Raw genomic sequence first — 15579 nt, 5'->3', positions numbered from 1 at the left:
CTACTTCAGGCCGCATCGCCATGGATGACATCCATCGAGCGTCGCCGCCGCCGGATCGAACGCGGCATTGGGAGAACCGCCGAAGGCGCGCGCTCAAGCCGTTCGACTGCATTACACACCAGCATGTGCAGGCCCTCTTCGCTCAGCAAGCCGCCGCGGATCAGGCATCGATCCTCCAGCACGCGTTTGAAAGCCGCATAGAGTTTGACATCCGGCTGCCGCGCGGCCGCCCAGAAATCATCAAGACTGCCATGATGGACGATGCCGGGCACCTTGTAGACGGCGTGCCCCAAGGCGGCCACCGGCTTTGCCTCGTTGAGCGCCAACGTGCCCACCGTGCTGTTGACGGTCACCACGCCCAGCGATTTCTGCACGACTTCGGCAATGTCCCAGTCGGCCAGATAATGGACGCGCTCGGCCACGCCATAATGGGCGGCCAGCCGGCGCGTCAACCGTTCCCAGCTGACCAGACCCGGATCGAGCGGATGGCGCTTGACCAGCAGCGCGACGCCCTGCGGCGCATGTTCGGCGAAGCTCTTGATGACGAAGCGCAAGGCCGCGCGCATGTCGCCGAAGGGCGAATGGACGCGGATCTGATAATCGGAATTGAGCTGCAGCGGCAGGGTGAAATATGGCTGGTCCTTGACCGCCTCCCATGTCGCGGCCGACCGCTTCGCCTCGCGCTTCTCCATCAGCAGCTTCCAGCACCAGGCGACCGACTCCAGCAGGAAACTGTGCGGCCGATGGGTGCGATAATAGGGGAAATAGGGCCGCATCAGCGCCGATGACAGGCCGTTGCGCATCGTGTTGCGCGCGCGTGCCTGGAAGGTGGAGGGCACCGGCGGCAGCGGCTCGCTCCGGTCCGGCAAGCCCGCCGCCTGGTCGATATACCATTGCGGATCGAGCGGCAGCGTCGAATTGCCGTTCACCCCGTCATCCTGCAATGTCAGGAAATCGGGCCGGATATAGCCTTCCTCCATGCAATGGACGCGCAGGCCCCGCAGCCGCGCCATGCCATGGGCGGATGTGTGATAGGGCCGGCAATCGCCATAGAGGATGAGGTCGGTCACCCCATGGTTGACGATGAAATCGTCGAAGAAGAGCGGCCAGTTGCGGAAGGTGCCGCGATAATCGGTCGCTTCCCCCGGCCAGTCGATCTTGTCGCCGCCATTGATATTGATGCGCAGCGCGCGATGGCCCCGCGCCCGCAGCGCTTCGGCCAGCATCGCGAAATACGGCCCATGCGGCCCCTGCAGGAACAGAAAGGTCTTAACCTGCCGATCAACCATGGAAAAACTCTGCGGCCAAGGTCATAAATCTGCGCAACTTCCCCTGTATGGCCCGCACCCTGATAAGCCAGTTCACCGGCGGCGTCGACCCATTGCCTAAACGCTCCACCATCACTTCGGGGCCACAAGGCAATCGGGTCACCGGATCGAGATAGCGCGGATAGAGAATGAGCGCGGCGGCGACAAGCTGATCGACGCTCAGCCTGCGCCCGCGCCGGGGGCTGGGCTGGGCCAAGTCGCGGGTCAGGCCCCATCCGGCATAGAAGGGCATGCCGTGCACCGTCACCGCGCAGCCGCGGATCAGCGCCTCGAACCCGGTGAGCGAGGAGAGGACATGCACGGCGTCCACCGCCTGGCACAATTCCATCAGCGACCCGCCGCCATCGATCGCATCGGCATGGGCCAGCACCGCCGCATCGGTCAGATGCCCCTTGCGATGCCCGGCCTGCACGTCGGGATGCGGGCGATAGAGGATCCAGGCGTCCGGCTCGGCCCGCCGCACTCGCGCCAGAAAGTCGAGATTGCCGCCGACCCCCGCGCCGCCCAGCCGCACCGACAGATCATCGTCCACCTGCCCTACTGCCAGCACCGTGCGGCGCCCCTGCGGCAAGGCCGGCAGCGACCCCGCCTGCGGCCCATATTTGGTGACGCCCGACGCGCAGATGCGCGCGCGCAGCCGCCCCGCCCGCTCGACCAGCGCCGGCGGGAAATCATGAGTGGCGAGCAGCGTTTCCAGGTCGTTGGCCGCGCGCGCATTATAATAGATGCCGCTGCGGTCGACCACGACCGATCCGGGCGGATGCAACGCCGCTCCCAGGCCGCGCGAGCGGATGAAGCCGTCCTCCACGCGCGCGATGGTGACGCCCTCGGCCTCGGCCTGCGCCACAACCGCTGCGGGCACGCGCGATGGCCAGACCGCCAGGGCGCCGCCCTCGCGCCGCGCCTTGCGCAATCCCCGCCGCGCCGACAGGAAGGGGGCAGATCGCGTTCCGTCCCACAAAAAGGCGCTGATCGCCTCGCGCTTCCAGAAGGCCATGCCGCTTGCCGCCGACAGGCCGCGATTGCCGTCCAGGTGTCGCCGCCAATCCGCCAGCTGCGCGACCGCCTGCGCGATGGGGGTCGGCGCGCCGGTGAAGGGATCGCGATAGTCCGCCGCCGCCAGGCGGCCGCGCAGCGTCGCGTGCAGCCGCGCCGGATCAATCGCCACGCCGTCCGCGCCGATCACCGGCACGCCGATCAGGCCGGCGATCAGCGCCCACTCATCCTCTATGTCGGCATGGACCGCCTGCGCGCCCTCGATCAGGCTCCAGGGATCGCAGTCGGCCGGCAGCGCGCGCCCCGCGACCGGCGCCTCGCCTGTCCCGGGCAGCAGGCCGATCTGGTCGGGATGCAGGCCGACGAACGCCTGCGCGTCCACCGGCGTCCCCACTCGCAAGAGCCGCCGCACCGGGTCGGGCCGTGGCCCCCAGAAGCTGCCGCCCACGCGCGCCGCGCGCAGCATGGCGAACAGTCCGTCGGGCAAGGGGCGCGCCGGCGCTCGCGCCGCAGGCGCTGAAACGGCCGCGACGGCGGGATCGACATGAGGAAAGGGCGGAGATCGCAGCAACGGGGTCATGCGTCGCACTCGACAGGCCTATGCCACCTGCCCCCCTGCTGTCCCGCCGCGCGCCGCATTGTCATGCCCCTTCGCCCCATCCTTGGGCGGGGGTTCCGCAAAGGTCAAGGAACAGAAGCCGTTACCTCTTCGATCAACTCGGTCACTATGTCGAAATAGTCACGCCATGTCGGCGCGCGCCACTGGCCGATGCGCGCCAGCTGCGCCGCGCGCTCGGGCGACTGCGCCTGCGCATAGGCGCAGATCGCCCGCATCCATCCCAGCCCGTCGAGCGGATCGAGATAATCGGGTGCGTCGCCGCCCACTTCGCGATGCGCGATGATGTCGCTGCAGATCACCGGCACGCCCGCGGCCAGCGCCTCGACGACCGGCATGCCGAACCCTTCGGCGAAGGACGGCATCAGCATCGCGCGCGCATTGGCGACCAGCGCCTGCATGCGATTGTCGGACACTTCGCCCGCCTCGATCACATGGCCGCGCAAAATGTCCGCGCGCTCCAATATGTCGATGACATTCTCATTTTCCCAGCCGCGCCGCCCGACCAGCACCAGCACCGGCGCGGCGTCGCCCATCTGTTCCACCAACCGCCGCCAGATGGTGAGCAGCAGCAGATGGTTCTTCCGCGGCTCGATGGTCGAAATATAGACGAAATAGGGCCGCTTGGGCAGCGTCTCGTCGCGCGCGCCGAAAATGTCGGGGGCGTCCGCGCCGAAATGCGCGACCCGCACTACTCGCCCGTCCAGCCCGGCGCGCATATGCGGCGCCAGCGCGTCGATCGTCGCCTGGCTGTTGCCGATGATGCCGGTGGCGTAGCGGTCAATCGTGCGCACGCGCCGGCGATGCTCCTCCGCGCCCTGCGGCCGGGCATATTCGGGATGGCTCAGGGGAATGACGTCATGCACCAGCGTCACCAGCTTGGCGCCTTCCGCGCGCAGGATCGCGCCGACCTGCGGCGCGTCGTCCAGATGATGCGGCGACACCTGCAGGTAGATGCGCGGCCCCCGGGCGCGCGGCACCGGGCGCGGGCGCGTCGCAAACATGTGACGGATCACCGACGCCTTGCCCTCGGCCGCGTCGTCGCTGCGCGCATTGCGCCACTTGGCCGCGGTAAAGGCCAGGAACTGGCGCACCGCCGCGCTGCTCAACCGGCCATAATAGCCGCCTGCCGGATGCACCGCCGCAAAGGACAGGCGATCGGGCATCCGGTCCAGCAATTCGCGGGCATAGACATATTCGACCCGGTCGATCCCGGTCGGCGCCGGGTGGAAGGCGCGCGACAGCAGCCGCGACACGTCCAGCACCACCTCGCTCTCGCCACGGGCGCCGTCGAAGCGCGGGCTGGCGCGCTTGGTGCGCAGCGCCAGCCGCGCGCCCGGGGCGTTGAAGGGACGCAGCGCCATCGGCTCAGCGCCCGCCGCTCAGGTCTGTCATGCAGGCGCCGGGCATCAGAATTGCGCGCGAATCTCTTGCGCCAGCGCGGCAAGCGCCTCGGGATCGGCCTTTGCACCCGCGCCATGGGCGGCGAAGCCCTTGGGGTCGCCTTCCCAGCGCGGCAGGATATGGACGTGCAGGTGGAAAATGGTCTGCCCGGCCGGCGCGCCGTTGAACTGCGCGATCTGGATGCCGTCGGGGTCCAGCGCCTTGCGGATGGCGGCGGCGACCTTCTTCGTCGTCGCCATCACCTGGGCCAGCGCCTCCTCCTCGATCTCCAGCAGGTTGCGCGCCTTCGACCATTTGGAAATCACCAGCGCATGGCCCCGCGTCTGCGGCATGATGTCGAGGAAGGCCAGCGTGTTCTCATCCTCATACAGGCTCGTCGACGGGATTTTACCCTGCAGGATCAGGGCAAAGATATTCGCGTCGTCATAGGTGCCGTCGAGGCTCATGGATTGCCCTTAGCTGATATAATGGGCGCTCGTCTTAGCAGCCACTTCCTCCGCCGTCACGCCCGGCGCCAGTTCAATGAGCTTGAACGGGCTGTCATGGTCGGGCCGCTGGAACACGGCGAGGTCGGTGACGATCATGTCGACGACATTGGTGCCGGTCAGCGGCAGGGTGCAGGCCGGGATGAACTTGGGATCGCCATTCTTGGACGTGTGCTCCATCACGACGATGATCTTCTTGACGCCCGCGACCAGGTCCATCGCGCCGCCCATGCCCTTGATCATCTTGCCGGGGATCATCCAGTTCGCGATGTCGCCATTTTCCGCGACTTCCATCGCGCCCAGCACAGTCAGGTCGATATGCCCGCCCCGGATCATCGCGAAACTGTCGGCACTGGAGAAATAGACCGACTGCGGCAGTTCGCTGATCGTCTGCTTGCCGGCATTGATCAGGTCGGCGTCCTCCTCGCCCTCATAGGGGAAGGGCCCGATGCCCAGCATCCCGTTTTCCGACTGGAGCGTCACTTCCACGCCCGCAGGGATATGGTTCGCCACCAGCGTCGGGATGCCGATGCCCAGGTTCACGTAGAAACCGTCCTTGAGTTCCTTCGCCGCCCGCGCGGCCATCTCGTCACGAGTCCAGGGCATCATTGCTCTCCCTTGGCGGGCGGTGCCCACCGCTTGTCCATCGGAAATATCTCGTCGAACCCGCCCTTGAGGCCGCTGCCATAGACGGGATTGGGCATGACGAACCAGCCATTGCCCCATAGGCCGGCGATCGGCAGGGTCATCGTCGCGGCGCGGCGCGCGGGCACGGCTTGCCCCGCATTGAACAGGTCGGAAAAATCGCCCAGCTGGTCGCCGCCCATCGCGATCACGCAATATTTGGCGGCGATCGTCGCGCGGCGGCCATCCTTGCGCGATCCCATCTCGTCGTCGCCGCTCAGATACAGCGTGCGCCCATGCACCGCCTCCCCCAGCCCCGCCGCCCGGATCGCCCGCGCGGTCGCATCGGCATTGGCGGCCGAGCGGTTGGTGTTGAAGATCACGGTCACACCCATCTTGCGCAGCGCGGCCAGCACATGATCCGCGCCCGGCACCGGCGCGACCGCGCCCTCCCCGGTCTTTTCCCACGCGTCCCAGTCGGCGGCGCTATAGCCCTTGCCGGTGGTCGCATCATGATATTCGTAACCGATGTTGAGCAGCACCGTTTCATCGACGTCGAACACGGCCGCCAGCGGCTTGTCGCCGCACGGCACGAATGTCGGCGCTTCCAGGCTCGCCCCCTGCGCCAGCACCACGCTGTCGGCCGGCCGCGCCTTCACCTTCCCCGCGACATAGCCGAGCAGCCCATGCCAGGTCTGCACCGAAAGCGCCGCGCCCTCGCCCGACCCGTAGAGATATTGCATCCCCGCGGGCGGATCGGCGGGCGCTGCGCCCGTAACGGCCGGAGGCGTCGTCGTCGCACAAGCCGCCAGAGGCGCCAGCAGGACTATCGTGCTCCTGCGAAGGCAGGAGCCCAGAGCGCCAAGGCGTGTCGCTCGACCCTGGGCTCCTGCCTTCGCAAGAGCACTAGCAGCAGCCGTCTCGCGAAACATCACGCCGCCTCCCGCTGCCTCACGGTGCGGAACTCGATCTTCTTGTCATAGGGCGCGCCCACGATCATGCGCTTGACGTAGATGCCGGGCAGGTGGATCGCGTCCGGGTCCAGGCTGCCGGTCGGCACCACTTCCTCCACTTCCGCGATGCAGATCTTGGCCGCCGTCGCCATGGGCTGGTTGAAATTGCGCGCGGTCTTGCGAAAGACCAGGTTGCCGCTCTCGTCGGCCTTCCACCCCTTGATGATCGCGATGTCGGCGAAGATGCCGCGTTCCAGGATATAATCCTGCCCGTCAAAGCTCTTCACTTCCTTGCCCTGCGCCACCTGGGTGCCGACGCCGGTCTTGGTGTAGAAGCCCGGAATGCCCGCTCCGCCCGCGCGGCAGCGCTCGGCCAGCGTCCCCTGGGGGCAGAATTCCACTTCCAGCTCGCCGGCCAGAAACTGCCGCTCGAACTCCTTGTTCTCCCCGACATAGGAGGAGATCATCTTCTTCACCTGCCGTGTGCGCAGCAGCTTGCCCAGCCCCTCGCCGTCGATCCCGGCATTGTTGCTGGCGATGGTCAGGTCCTTGACGCCCGCGTCGCGGATCGCGTCGATCAGCCGCTCGGGAATGCCGCACAGGCCAAAGCCGCCGGCGCAGATATGCATGCCGTCGAAGAGAAGTCCGTCCAGCGCAGCCGCAGCATCGGGGTAGAGCTTGTTCACCATCGCCTGTCTCCTCGTCCGTCTTTGCGACAGCCATAGGCAGTGACGCGGAGTCGGTCAATTTGCTGCGGGGGCGAAAGCGCCTCTGGATCAGATCAGGCCGGCCAGCGGGCTCGACGGGTCGGCATACATGCGCTTGCCCATGCGCCCGGCGCGATAGGCCATGCGGCCGGCCTCGACCCCGGCCTTCATCGCCGCGGCCATCAGCACCGGGTCCTTCGCTTCGGCGATGGCGGTGTTCATCAGCACGCCAGTGCAGCCCAGCTCCATCGCCTGCGCCGCTTCCGACGCGGTGCCCACGCCCGCATCGACCAGCACGGGCAGCTTGGTGCCCTCCACGATCAGGCGGATCGTCACCTTGTTCTGGATGCCAAGGCCGCTGCCGATCGGCGCGCCCAGTGGCATGATCGCCACCGCGCCCGCATCCTCCAGCCGCTTGGCCGCGATCGGATCGTCGACGCAATAGACCATCGGCTTGAAGCCTTCCTTGGCCAATATCTCGGTCGCGCGCAGCGTTTCGACCATGTCGGGATAGAGGGTGCGCGCCTCGCCCAGCACCTCCAGCTTGACCAGATCCCATCCGCCCGCCTCGCGCGCCAGGCGCAGCGTGCGGATCGCCTCCTCGCCGGTGAAGCAGCCCGCCGTGTTGGGCAGGTAGGTGATCTTCTTCGGGTCGATAAAGTCGGTCAGCATCGGCGCCTCGGGGTCCGACACATTGACGCGCCGCACCGCCACCGTGACGATCTCGGCCCCGGAAGCCTCCAGCGCCGCCGCATTCTGCTCGAAACTCTTATATTTGCCGGTGCCCACGATCAGGCGCGATCGGAATGTTCTGCCCGCAACGGTCCAGCTATCGGTGTCGACCGACACATGGTCGCCGCCGCCCACGAAGTGGACGATTTCCAGCTCGTCGCCATCCTCGACGCAGACGTCGGCCAGGGTCGAGCGCGGCACCACTTCCAGATTGCGCTCCACCGCCACCTTTTCCGGCACGAAGCCCAGTTCGCTCGCCAGCTCGGCCAGGGTCAGCCCCTGACGGACGCGGCGATGCTCGCCATTGATGCGGATGGAAATGGTGCCGTCTATGCTCACTATGCTGTCCCGATTGGCAAAGTGTCTCGACGCGGCGAGACAGGAAAGGCTAAGGATCGACCCGCATATAGGGGCGGCCCTGCCCCCGCCGCAACATCAGAAAGGGGACTGGCCTTGGCCGACGCGCGCAAAATCTATGTGCTGAACGGACCCAATCTCAACATGCTCGGCACGCGCGAGCCGGACATTTACGGCTATGATACGCTGGACGACATTGCCGGGCGGATGGAGGACGCGGCCAATCGCGCCCATGTGGAGATTGATTTCCGCCAGTCCAACCATGAAGGCCATCTGGTCGACTGGCTGCAGGAAGCCCATGCCGAGGGCGCGCATGCGGTCATCCTCAACCCCGGCGCCTATACCCATACGTCTATCGCGCTGCACGACGCGATCAAGGGCATCACGGTGCCGGTGATCGAGGTGCATCTGTCGAACCCGCACGCGCGCGAGCCTTTCCGCCACAAGAGCTTCGTGGGCATGGCGGCCAGGGGGACGATCGCGGGCTTTGGCCCCCTGTCCTACATGCTCGCGCTGGAAGCCGCGCTCGAACTGTGACGCGCCCATTTGGGCGCACGAAAGTTGCGCTTTGCCGTAAATACGCATAGGCGCAGGGCCAGAAACGACATTCACCGTCCAGGGACATGACATGAACGACAAGCAGGAAAAGGGCGCAATGCAGGTGGACGTGCAGCTGGTGCGGGATCTCGCCGCCCTTCTGGATGACACCAACCTGACGGAAATCGAGGTGGAGGACGGCGATCGCAAGATACGCGTCGCGCGCAAGGCCGCCAGCGCCGCGCCCGCGCCCGTCTATGCGCCCGCACCCGCCGCAGCGCCCGCGGCGCCGGCCGCCGCGCCCGCGCCCGCCGCCGCCAGCGCCGAACCGGCGCTGCCTTCGGGCACCGTGGTCAAATCGCCGATCGTGGGCACCGCCTATCTCGCCGCCGAACCGGGCGCCGCCCCCTTCGCGCGCGTCGGGACGCAGGTCGCCGCCGGCGAAACCATCCTCATCGTCGAAGCGATGAAGGTCATGAACGCCATTCCCGCGCCCTCCGCCGGCACGGTCAAGGCGATCCTGGTCGATAACGGCCAGCCGGTCGAATATGACCAGCCGCTGATCGTGATCGAATAAGGCGACGCGCGCTCATGGGCATTGAAAAGTTGCTGATCGCCAATCGCGGCGAGATCGCGCTCCGTATCCACCGCGCCTGCCATGAAATGGGCATCAAGACGGTCGCGGTCCATTCGACCGCCGACGCCGACGCCATGCATGTGCGCTTGGCCGACGAAGCCATCTGCATCGGCCCGCCGGCCGCCAAAGACAGCTATCTGAACGTCGCGGCGATCATCTCGGCGGCGGAAATCTCGGGCGCGGACGCGATTCATCCGGGCTATGGCTTCCTGTCGGAAAACGCCAAGTTCGCCGAAATCGTCGAAGCGCATGGCCTCGCCTTCGTCGGCCCCAAGCCCGAACATATCCGCACCATGGGCGACAAGATCGAGGCCAAGCGCACCGCCGGCGCGCTCGGCCTGCCGCTCGTGCCGGGTTCGGACGGCGCGGTCAGCGATGTCGAGGAAGCGCGCGCCATCGCCGAAGCGGCCGGCTATCCCGTCATCATCAAGGCGGCGTCGGGCGGCGGTGGTCGCGGCATGAAGGTGTGCACCTCGCCGGACCAGCTCGAAACGCTGATGCAGCAGGCGGGTTCGGAAGCAAAGGCCGCCTTCGGCGACGCCACCGTCTATATCGAGAAATATCTCGGCAATCCGCGCCACATCGAAATCCAGGTGTTCGGCGACGGCAAGGGCAATGCCATCCATCTGGGCGAGCGCGACTGCTCGCTCCAGCGCCGCCACCAGAAGGTGCTGGAGGAAGCCCCCTCGCCCGTCCTCAGCCAGGCCGAGCGCGAGCGCATCGGCGGCGTCTGCGCCCGGGCGATGGCCGACATGGGCTATCGCGGCGCGGGCACGATCGAGTTCCTTTGGGAAAATGGCGAATTCTACTTCATCGAGATGAACACCCGCCTTCAGGTGGAGCATCCGGTGACGGAGATGATCACCGGCCTCGACCTGGTGCGCGAACAGATTCGCGTCGCCGAAGGCAAGCCGCTGTCGGTGCAGCAGGACGATGTGCGCTTTACCGGCCATGCGATCGAATGCCGCATCAATGCCGAAGATCCCCGCACCTTCGCGCCCTCGCCGGGCACCGTCACCAGCTATCATGTGCCGGGCGGCATGCATGTCCGCGTCGATAGCGGCCTCTATCAGGGCTATAAGGTGCCGCCTTATTACGACTCCATGATCGGCAAGCTGATCGTCTATGGCCGCACCCGCGAAGGCGCGATCATGCGCCTCAAGCGCGCGCTGCAGGAATATGTGATCGAAGGGATGAAGACCACCATCCCGCTGCACCAGGCGCTGCTGAACGATCCCGACTTCTTAAACGGCGACTATACGATCAAGTGGCTGGAGGATTGGCTGGCGCGGCAGGACCAGGCATGAAAGCCACCATCTGGCATAATCCCAAATGCGGCACGTCGCGCAAGACGCTCGCCATTCTGGAGGAAACGCCGGGCGTCGAGGTCGAGGTGATCGAATATCTCAAGACGCCCTATAGCCGCGCCAAGCTCGCCCAGCTGATCGCCGACGCCGGGATGACCCCGGCCGACGCGATCCGCACGATGGGCACCGATGCGGAGGAACGCGGCCTGGCGGACATGGACGCCGACGCGATCCTGGACGCCATGGCCGCCAACCCCGCCTATGTGAACCGGCCCTTCGTCGAAACCGAAAAAGGCGTGCGCTTCTGCCGGCCGCAGGACAAGGTGCGCGACATCCTCTGATCGTTTCGTTCCCGAAACGAATTGAGTGCGCGCAGGCCGCGCATCTGTCGCTTTCGCTGTCTGCATCGGCCTCCCCGATGCCGTCTCGGGCATTTCAGTCCTTGCTTTGGCGCAAGGAAGCCGTAGCTTCCGCCCCATGGCAAAGGACAGCGCACAGAACCGGGCCCTGGCGACCATCGCCGTCTACAGTCTCAAGGGGGGCGTGGGCAAAACCACCTTCGCGATCAACCTTGCCTGGGCGTCGGCGTGCATCTCGAAACGCCGCACCCTGCTCTGGGATCTCGATCCGCAGGCGGCGTCCAGCTGGCTGCTCTCGACCGACCATAGCAGCCGCGACGCGGCGCAGGCGATCTTCAGCAAGGATGTGGAGGTGCGCAAGCTGATCCAGCCCTCCACCGTGCCGGGGCTGGACCTCATCGCCGCCGACACCTCGCTGCGCGGGCTGGATCATCTCTTCCGCGAGATGGACAAGAAGAAGCGGCTCGCCAGGCTGATCGAAACGCTGGGCCGCGATTATGACCGCATCATCCTCGATTGCCCGCCCGGCCTCACCGAAACCAGCGAACAGGTGCTGCGCGCCGCCGACATCATCGTCATCCCGGTCATCCCCTCGCCCCTGTCGCAGCGGGCGATGGGGGAAGTCGCGCGCTATCTGGTGCAGCGCGGCGGCGCCCATGCGCCGATCCTGCCGGTCTATTCGATGGTCGACCGCCGCCGCAGCCTGCACCGGGCGGCGCTGGAAAGCCAGACCGGCTGGCCCGCCATCCCGATGGCCAGCACGGTCGAACAGATGACGGTCCGCCGCAAGCCGCTCGGCGCCTTCGCGCCCCATTCGCCCCCGGCCCAGGCCTTCTCGACGCTCTGGACCCAGGTGGAACGGCAACTGGGCGCGCGCTAGGACGCGCGGCCGGTCCTGGGCAACGGGTCAGGCGGCGATGTCGTAGGGACGGATCTCGCCGGTCAGATACAGGTTGCGCGCCTTGGACCGGCTGAGCTTGCCCGAACTGGTGCGCGGCAGCGTGCGCGGCGGCACCAGCTCCACGACACAGTTCATGCCGGTGATCGCCCGCACCCGCTCGCGGATCTGGTCGCGCAGCCGCGAGCGCTCCTCATTGTCGGACGTGCGGCAATGGACCAGCACCGCGGGCGCTTCCTCGCCGCCTGGCGTCGTGATCGCGAAGGCGGCGATGTCGCCCTGCTTGAAACCGGGCAGCTGCTCGACCGCCCATTCGATATCCTGCGGCCAGTGATTCTTGCCGTTGATGATGATCATGTCCTTGGCGCGGCCGACGATGTAGAGATAGCCATCGGAAAGATAGCCCATGTCGCCGGTATCGAGCCATATGCGGTTCGTTGAATCGGCGGCCATGCAGGCCGCCGTCGCCGCCTCGTCGCGGAAATAGCCGACCATCAGGCTGGGGCCCGTGGTCCACACCTTGCCGATCTGCCGCTCGTTCATCAGGCCGCCATCCTCGTCGCGGATCTCGACGACCATGTCCTTGGCCGGCTTGCCGCAATTGACGATGGAACGGAAACGCTGCGGCCGGCCCTCGGGCGCGTCGCCGCCCGACAGGTCGGTTTCCTCGACCAGCTCGACGATGATCCCCTCGCCCGGTGGCATGATGGTGACGGCCAGCGTCGCTTCGGCCAGGCCATAGCTCGGCAGGAAGGCCTTGGGGCTGAAGCCCGCATCGGCAAAGGCGTCGACGAAACTCTGCATCACATCGGGGCGGATCATGTCCGCGCCATTGCCCGCGAGCCTCCAACGGGACAGGTCGAACCGATCCTGCGCCTTGGTCTGGCTCGACATGCGCCGCGCGCAGATGTCGTAGCCGAAGGTCGGCGAATAGCTGATCGACGTGCCCTCGTTGCGGCTGATCAGGTCCAGCCAGGCGAGCGGCCGGCGCGCGAAATCCTCGGTCTTCATGTAATCGGTCGACACCTGGTTGGCGACGACCGACAGGAAGCAGCCGACCAGGCCCATGTCATGATACCAGGGCAGCCAGCTGATGCAGCGGTCGCTCTCCTGCACCTGCATGCCATGGCTGTGCGCCGACAGGTTGCTCAGCAGCGCATGGTGCGTCACCGCGACGCCATGGGGGAAGCGGGTCGAACCGCTCGAATATTGCAGATAGGCGATCTCTTCGGGCTGCGCCTGCGGCAAGTCGCACGGGGTCGCGTCGCGGGCGATGAAATCCTCGAACGCGATGCTCTCGACGCTTTTCTGCCGCCCGGCCTCGCCCGCCATATCCTCCAGTTCCTTGGGAAAGAGGAACAGCATCGGGTCGCAGCTGGTCAGCTGGACATTGAGCTGGTCAATATAGCTTTCCTTGCCGCCAAAGCTGGTGGGCAGCGGCAGCGGCACCGGCCAGGCGCCGGCATAGACGATGCCGAAGAAAAGCTGCGCGAAGTCCGCGCCGGTTTCCGCCACCAGCGCGACCCGGTCCTGCGGCTTGACGCCATGGCCGATCAGCCGGTGGGCGCAGGCGATCGCGTCCGCGCGCAATTCGCTGAAGGGATAGGGCCGCGCCAGATTGCCCCGCGCGTCGTGGAAATTCAGGCCCCGCTTACCCTGCGCCGCATAGTCCAGCGCCTCGCCCAGCGTCCCGAAATCGGAGAAGCGGCGCGGCAGATCGTCAGTGGTCGGCGTCGGTGCCATCATCTCTTGCGAACCCGTCATATTGGTTTCACCCAATGTCATAAGAAGCGTGAAAGCGCGGCCGCTAGCAGCTTTGGCCGTCGCTTGCACCGGATAGTTGCATTCCAGCCTTGCTTTCTAGCCGACAAGGCGCGGTAAAATTCCGGCCCGACTGTGGCATAAACATGGCGCTTGGGCCATGCTGGACAGGATATGACGGCAAAACGCCCCCCCAAGCCCCTGGACGAGGATGCGTTGCGCGATCTGGCGCTGCGCCATGTCGCGCGCTTCGCCACCAGCCGGGGCAAGCTGCTGGCCTATCTCAACCGCAAGCTGCGCGAACGCGGCTGGTCCGGCGAGCGACCGGCTGATCCGCAGGCGCTGGTCGATCGCTTCGCCGACCTCGATTATATCGACGATGCGAGCTATGCCGTCATGAAGAGCGCGTCGCTCGCGCGCCGCGGCTATGGCGCGCGCCGCGTCGGCGAAGCGCTGCGCGCCGCCGGCATTGCGGAAGAAGACCGCCAGCAGGCCGACGCCCAGACCGCGCGCGACGCCTGGGCCGCCGCCGATCGCTTCGCCCGGCGCAAGCGCATCGGCCCCTATGCCGCCGCCCCGCTCGATCCCAAACAGCGGGACAAGGCGATCGCCGCCTTCCTGCGCGCCGGCCACGCCTACGCCCTTGCCCGCCGCTGGGTCGACGCCGCTCCCGGCGAGGCGGTCGAAGAGGAAGAATGACGCGCGCCGTGCGAGCGCGACGAGCCGCCCACCTCGCTCCGTCATCCCGGCCCTGAGCCGGTACCCGCTTCCCGTCCCGTTCCATGCACGCGCGCGCAGACCGCCTTCCAATGTAGGATATTCTCTGATCTATCCTGATCGATGCAGCCGCGCGCGCCCCTTCCGATCGCCTCTTTCCCTGGTCGAGGCCCTGTCGCGTACCTGTCGCGTCGCGGTCGCCAAGCGGGCGCGTTCCGGTCGCCTCAGGCCCGAAAAGCCCGACGACACTGTGAACTTCGGCCGCACCCCGGCACGCTTCGCCAGGGCGCTGCGTCAGCCCTCCCCCTTGCGCAGCTTCGCCCGCCGCGCAAAGATGTTGAGCACCTCCACCAGCGTGGAAAAGGCCATGGCGGCGTAGATATAGCCCTTGGGCACATGCACGCCGAACCCGTCGGCGATCAGCACAGCGCCGATCATCAGCAGGAAGCCCAGCGCCAGCATCACCACGGTCGGATTGCGCGCGATGAAGTTCGCCAGCGGGTCGGCTGCGATCAGCATCACCGTGACCGCGACGATGACAGCGATATACATGACCGCCAGGTTATCGGTCATCCCTACTGCCGTCAGGATCGAATCGAGCGAGAAGATCATGTCGAGCAGGATGATCTGCGCGATGGCGCTGCCAAAGCTCATGGCGACCGCGCCTTTCTTGTCCAGCACATCATTGCCGCCATGCGGATCGACATTATGGTGGATTTCCTTGGTCGCCTTCCAGATCAGGAACAGGCCGCCCGCGATCAGGATCATGTCCCGCCAGGAAAATTCGGTTTCGAACGTCGGCGCGCCATGCATGTCGAGCGGTCCATTCACCCCCAGGTCGAACACTGGCTGAGTGAGGCTGACGATCCACGCGATCATCGACAGCAGCACCAGTCGCATCGCCAGCGCCAGGCCGATGCCGATCCGGCGCGCCTTGGGCCGCTGCGCTTCGGGCAGCTTGTTGGTCAGGATGGAAATGAAGACGAGATTGTCGATCCCCAGCACCACTTCCATCACCACCAGCGCGATCAGCGCAGCCAGGGCGGTCGGATCGGTGAAGGCGACGATGAGACTGTCCATGATTCTCCCCAACGTTTCGCTTTGGCAACGTATCGAAACGGCGCGCACAGGCTATCGTTCCTTTGTTGCTGCTTGATGCCG

16 protein-coding genes are annotated in these 15579 nt (G+C 66.4%); 6 read left to right on the top strand and 10 right to left on the bottom strand.

Going from position 1 to position 15579, the window contains the following annotated elements; all coding sequences use genetic code 11:
* Positions 1 to 5: 5 nt before the first annotated feature.
* The 8 genes from ACGGKE_RS14250 to thiS form a co-directional block, all read right to left on the bottom strand.
* Positions 6 to 1289, bottom strand: coding sequence for a capsule biosynthesis protein (locus tag ACGGKE_RS14250; RefSeq protein WP_394438844.1), 1284 nt, complete (start codon positions 1287 to 1289; stop codon positions 6 to 8).
* Positions 1282 to 2904 carry a beta-3-deoxy-D-manno-oct-2-ulosonic acid transferase gene (locus ACGGKE_RS14245; RefSeq protein ID WP_394438842.1) on the bottom strand — a complete coding sequence of 541 codons (1623 nt, stop codon included), beginning with the start codon at positions 2902 to 2904 and terminating at the stop codon, positions 1282 to 1284. The genes ACGGKE_RS14250 and ACGGKE_RS14245 overlap by 8 nt, the downstream gene beginning before the upstream one ends.
* 104 nt (positions 2905 to 3008) lie before the next feature.
* The gene (locus ACGGKE_RS14240; protein ID WP_394438840.1) at positions 3009 to 4304 is read right to left on the bottom strand and encodes a glycosyltransferase family 4 protein; all 1296 of its coding nucleotides are present in this window, start codon (positions 4302 to 4304) and stop codon (positions 3009 to 3011) included.
* Between the two features lie 45 nt (positions 4305 to 4349).
* Positions 4350 to 4790 (bottom strand): HIT family protein, encoded by a 441-nt coding sequence (locus tag ACGGKE_RS14235; protein WP_394438838.1) that lies wholly within the window; start codon positions 4788 to 4790, stop codon positions 4350 to 4352.
* 9 nt (positions 4791 to 4799) lie between these two features.
* On the bottom strand, positions 4800 to 5435 hold the full coding sequence (locus ACGGKE_RS14230) for a CoA transferase subunit B (RefSeq protein ID WP_394442037.1): 636 nt from the start codon (positions 5433 to 5435) through the stop codon (positions 4800 to 4802).
* A complete protein-coding gene (locus tag ACGGKE_RS14225; RefSeq protein ID WP_394438836.1) occupies positions 5435 to 6196 on the bottom strand; it encodes an HAD family acid phosphatase in 762 nt (253 codons plus the stop codon). The genes ACGGKE_RS14230 and ACGGKE_RS14225 overlap by 1 nt, the downstream gene beginning before the upstream one ends.
* Before the next feature lie 188 nt (positions 6197 to 6384).
* Complete coding sequence (locus ACGGKE_RS14220; protein WP_394438834.1) at positions 6385 to 7095, bottom strand: CoA transferase subunit A; 711 nt, start codon at positions 7093 to 7095, stop codon at positions 6385 to 6387.
* Between the two features lie 87 nt (positions 7096 to 7182).
* Entirely contained in the window at positions 7183 to 8184 is a 1002-nt protein-coding gene (gene thiS / locus ACGGKE_RS14215) for a sulfur carrier protein ThiS (RefSeq protein ID WP_394438832.1), read from the bottom strand.
* Positions 8185 to 8298: 114 nt separating this feature from the next.
* Between thiS and aroQ the strand changes: the two genes are divergently transcribed.
* The 5 genes from aroQ (at position 8299) to ACGGKE_RS14190 (ending at position 11922) form a co-directional block, all read left to right on the top strand.
* Positions 8299 to 8739 carry a type II 3-dehydroquinate dehydratase gene (gene aroQ / locus ACGGKE_RS14210; RefSeq protein ID WP_228166025.1) on the top strand — a complete coding sequence of 147 codons (441 nt, stop codon included), beginning with the start codon at positions 8299 to 8301 and terminating at the stop codon, positions 8737 to 8739.
* Positions 8740 to 8830: 91 nt separating this feature from the next.
* Positions 8831 to 9316 (top strand): acetyl-CoA carboxylase biotin carboxyl carrier protein, encoded by a 486-nt coding sequence (accB, locus tag ACGGKE_RS14205; RefSeq protein ID WP_394438829.1) that lies wholly within the window; start codon positions 8831 to 8833, stop codon positions 9314 to 9316.
* 14 nt (positions 9317 to 9330) lie between these two features.
* The gene (gene accC / locus ACGGKE_RS14200; RefSeq protein WP_228166027.1) at positions 9331 to 10683 is read left to right on the top strand and encodes an acetyl-CoA carboxylase biotin carboxylase subunit; all 1353 of its coding nucleotides are present in this window, start codon (positions 9331 to 9333) and stop codon (positions 10681 to 10683) included.
* Positions 10680 to 11024, top strand: coding sequence for an arsenate reductase family protein (locus tag ACGGKE_RS14195; RefSeq protein WP_394438826.1), 345 nt, complete (start codon positions 10680 to 10682; stop codon positions 11022 to 11024). The genes accC and ACGGKE_RS14195 overlap by 4 nt, the downstream gene beginning before the upstream one ends.
* 136 nt (positions 11025 to 11160) lie before the next feature.
* The gene (locus ACGGKE_RS14190; protein ID WP_394438824.1) at positions 11161 to 11922 is read left to right on the top strand and encodes a ParA family protein; all 762 of its coding nucleotides are present in this window, start codon (positions 11161 to 11163) and stop codon (positions 11920 to 11922) included.
* A 27-nt stretch (positions 11923 to 11949) separates the two neighbouring features.
* On the opposite strand, the gene ACGGKE_RS14185 is transcribed toward ACGGKE_RS14190, so the two are convergent.
* The gene (locus ACGGKE_RS14185; protein WP_394438822.1) at positions 11950 to 13725 is read right to left on the bottom strand and encodes a fatty acyl-AMP ligase; all 1776 of its coding nucleotides are present in this window, start codon (positions 13723 to 13725) and stop codon (positions 11950 to 11952) included.
* Positions 13726 to 13875: 150 nt separating this feature from the next.
* Here ACGGKE_RS14185 and ACGGKE_RS14180 point away from each other — a divergent pair, with 150 nt between their 5' ends.
* Entirely contained in the window at positions 13876 to 14400 is a 525-nt protein-coding gene (locus ACGGKE_RS14180; protein WP_394438819.1) for a regulatory protein RecX, read from the top strand.
* Positions 14401 to 14712: 312 nt separating this feature from the next.
* On the opposite strand, the gene ACGGKE_RS14175 is transcribed toward ACGGKE_RS14180, so the two are convergent.
* A complete protein-coding gene (locus tag ACGGKE_RS14175) occupies positions 14713 to 15498 on the bottom strand; it encodes a TerC family protein (RefSeq protein ID WP_394438817.1) in 786 nt (261 codons plus the stop codon).
* Positions 15499 to 15579: the final 81 nt, after the last annotated feature.

The sequence above is a fragment of the Sphingobium naphthae genome, assembly GCF_043589935.1.
Lineage (GTDB): Bacteria > Pseudomonadota > Alphaproteobacteria > Sphingomonadales > Sphingomonadaceae > Sphingobium > Sphingobium naphthae_A.
The sequence above is the reverse complement of the archived record's forward strand: the minus strand, read 5'-3'. Positions and strand labels throughout refer to the sequence as shown.

Bases quoted from the DNA above. Each gene is read 5' to 3' on its own strand.
- ACGGKE_RS14250 (WP_394438844.1), bottom strand. From the start codon at position 1,289: ATGGTTGATCGGCAGGTTAAGACCTTTCTGTTCCTGCAGGGGCCGCAT.
- ACGGKE_RS14245 (WP_394438842.1), bottom strand. From the start codon at position 2,904: ATGACCCCGTTGCTGCGATCTCCGCCCTTTCCTCATGTCGATCCCGCC.
- ACGGKE_RS14240 (WP_394438840.1), bottom strand. From the start codon at position 4,304: ATGGCGCTGCGTCCCTTCAACGCCCCGGGCGCGCGGCTGGCGCTGCGC.
- ACGGKE_RS14235 (WP_394438838.1), bottom strand. From the start codon at position 4,790: ATGAGCCTCGACGGCACCTATGACGACGCGAATATCTTTGCCCTGATC.
- ACGGKE_RS14230 (WP_394442037.1), bottom strand. From the start codon at position 5,435: ATGCCCTGGACTCGTGACGAGATGGCCGCGCGGGCGGCGAAGGAACTC.
- ACGGKE_RS14225 (WP_394438836.1), bottom strand. From the start codon at position 6,196: ATGCAATATCTCTACGGGTCGGGCGAGGGCGCGGCGCTTTCGGTGCAG.
- ACGGKE_RS14220 (WP_394438834.1), bottom strand. From the start codon at position 7,095: ATGGTGAACAAGCTCTACCCCGATGCTGCGGCTGCGCTGGACGGACTT.
- accB (WP_394438829.1), top strand. From the start codon at position 8,831: ATGAACGACAAGCAGGAAAAGGGCGCAATGCAGGTGGACGTGCAGCTG.
- accC (WP_228166027.1), top strand. From the start codon at position 9,331: ATGGGCATTGAAAAGTTGCTGATCGCCAATCGCGGCGAGATCGCGCTC.
- ACGGKE_RS14195 (WP_394438826.1), top strand. From the start codon at position 10,680: ATGAAAGCCACCATCTGGCATAATCCCAAATGCGGCACGTCGCGCAAG.
- ACGGKE_RS14190 (WP_394438824.1), top strand. From the start codon at position 11,161: ATGGCAAAGGACAGCGCACAGAACCGGGCCCTGGCGACCATCGCCGTC.
- ACGGKE_RS14185 (WP_394438822.1), bottom strand. From the start codon at position 13,725: ATGACATTGGGTGAAACCAATATGACGGGTTCGCAAGAGATGATGGCA.
- ACGGKE_RS14180 (WP_394438819.1), top strand. From the start codon at position 13,876: ATGACGGCAAAACGCCCCCCCAAGCCCCTGGACGAGGATGCGTTGCGC.
- ACGGKE_RS14175 (WP_394438817.1), bottom strand. From the start codon at position 15,498: ATGGACAGTCTCATCGTCGCCTTCACCGATCCGACCGCCCTGGCTGCG.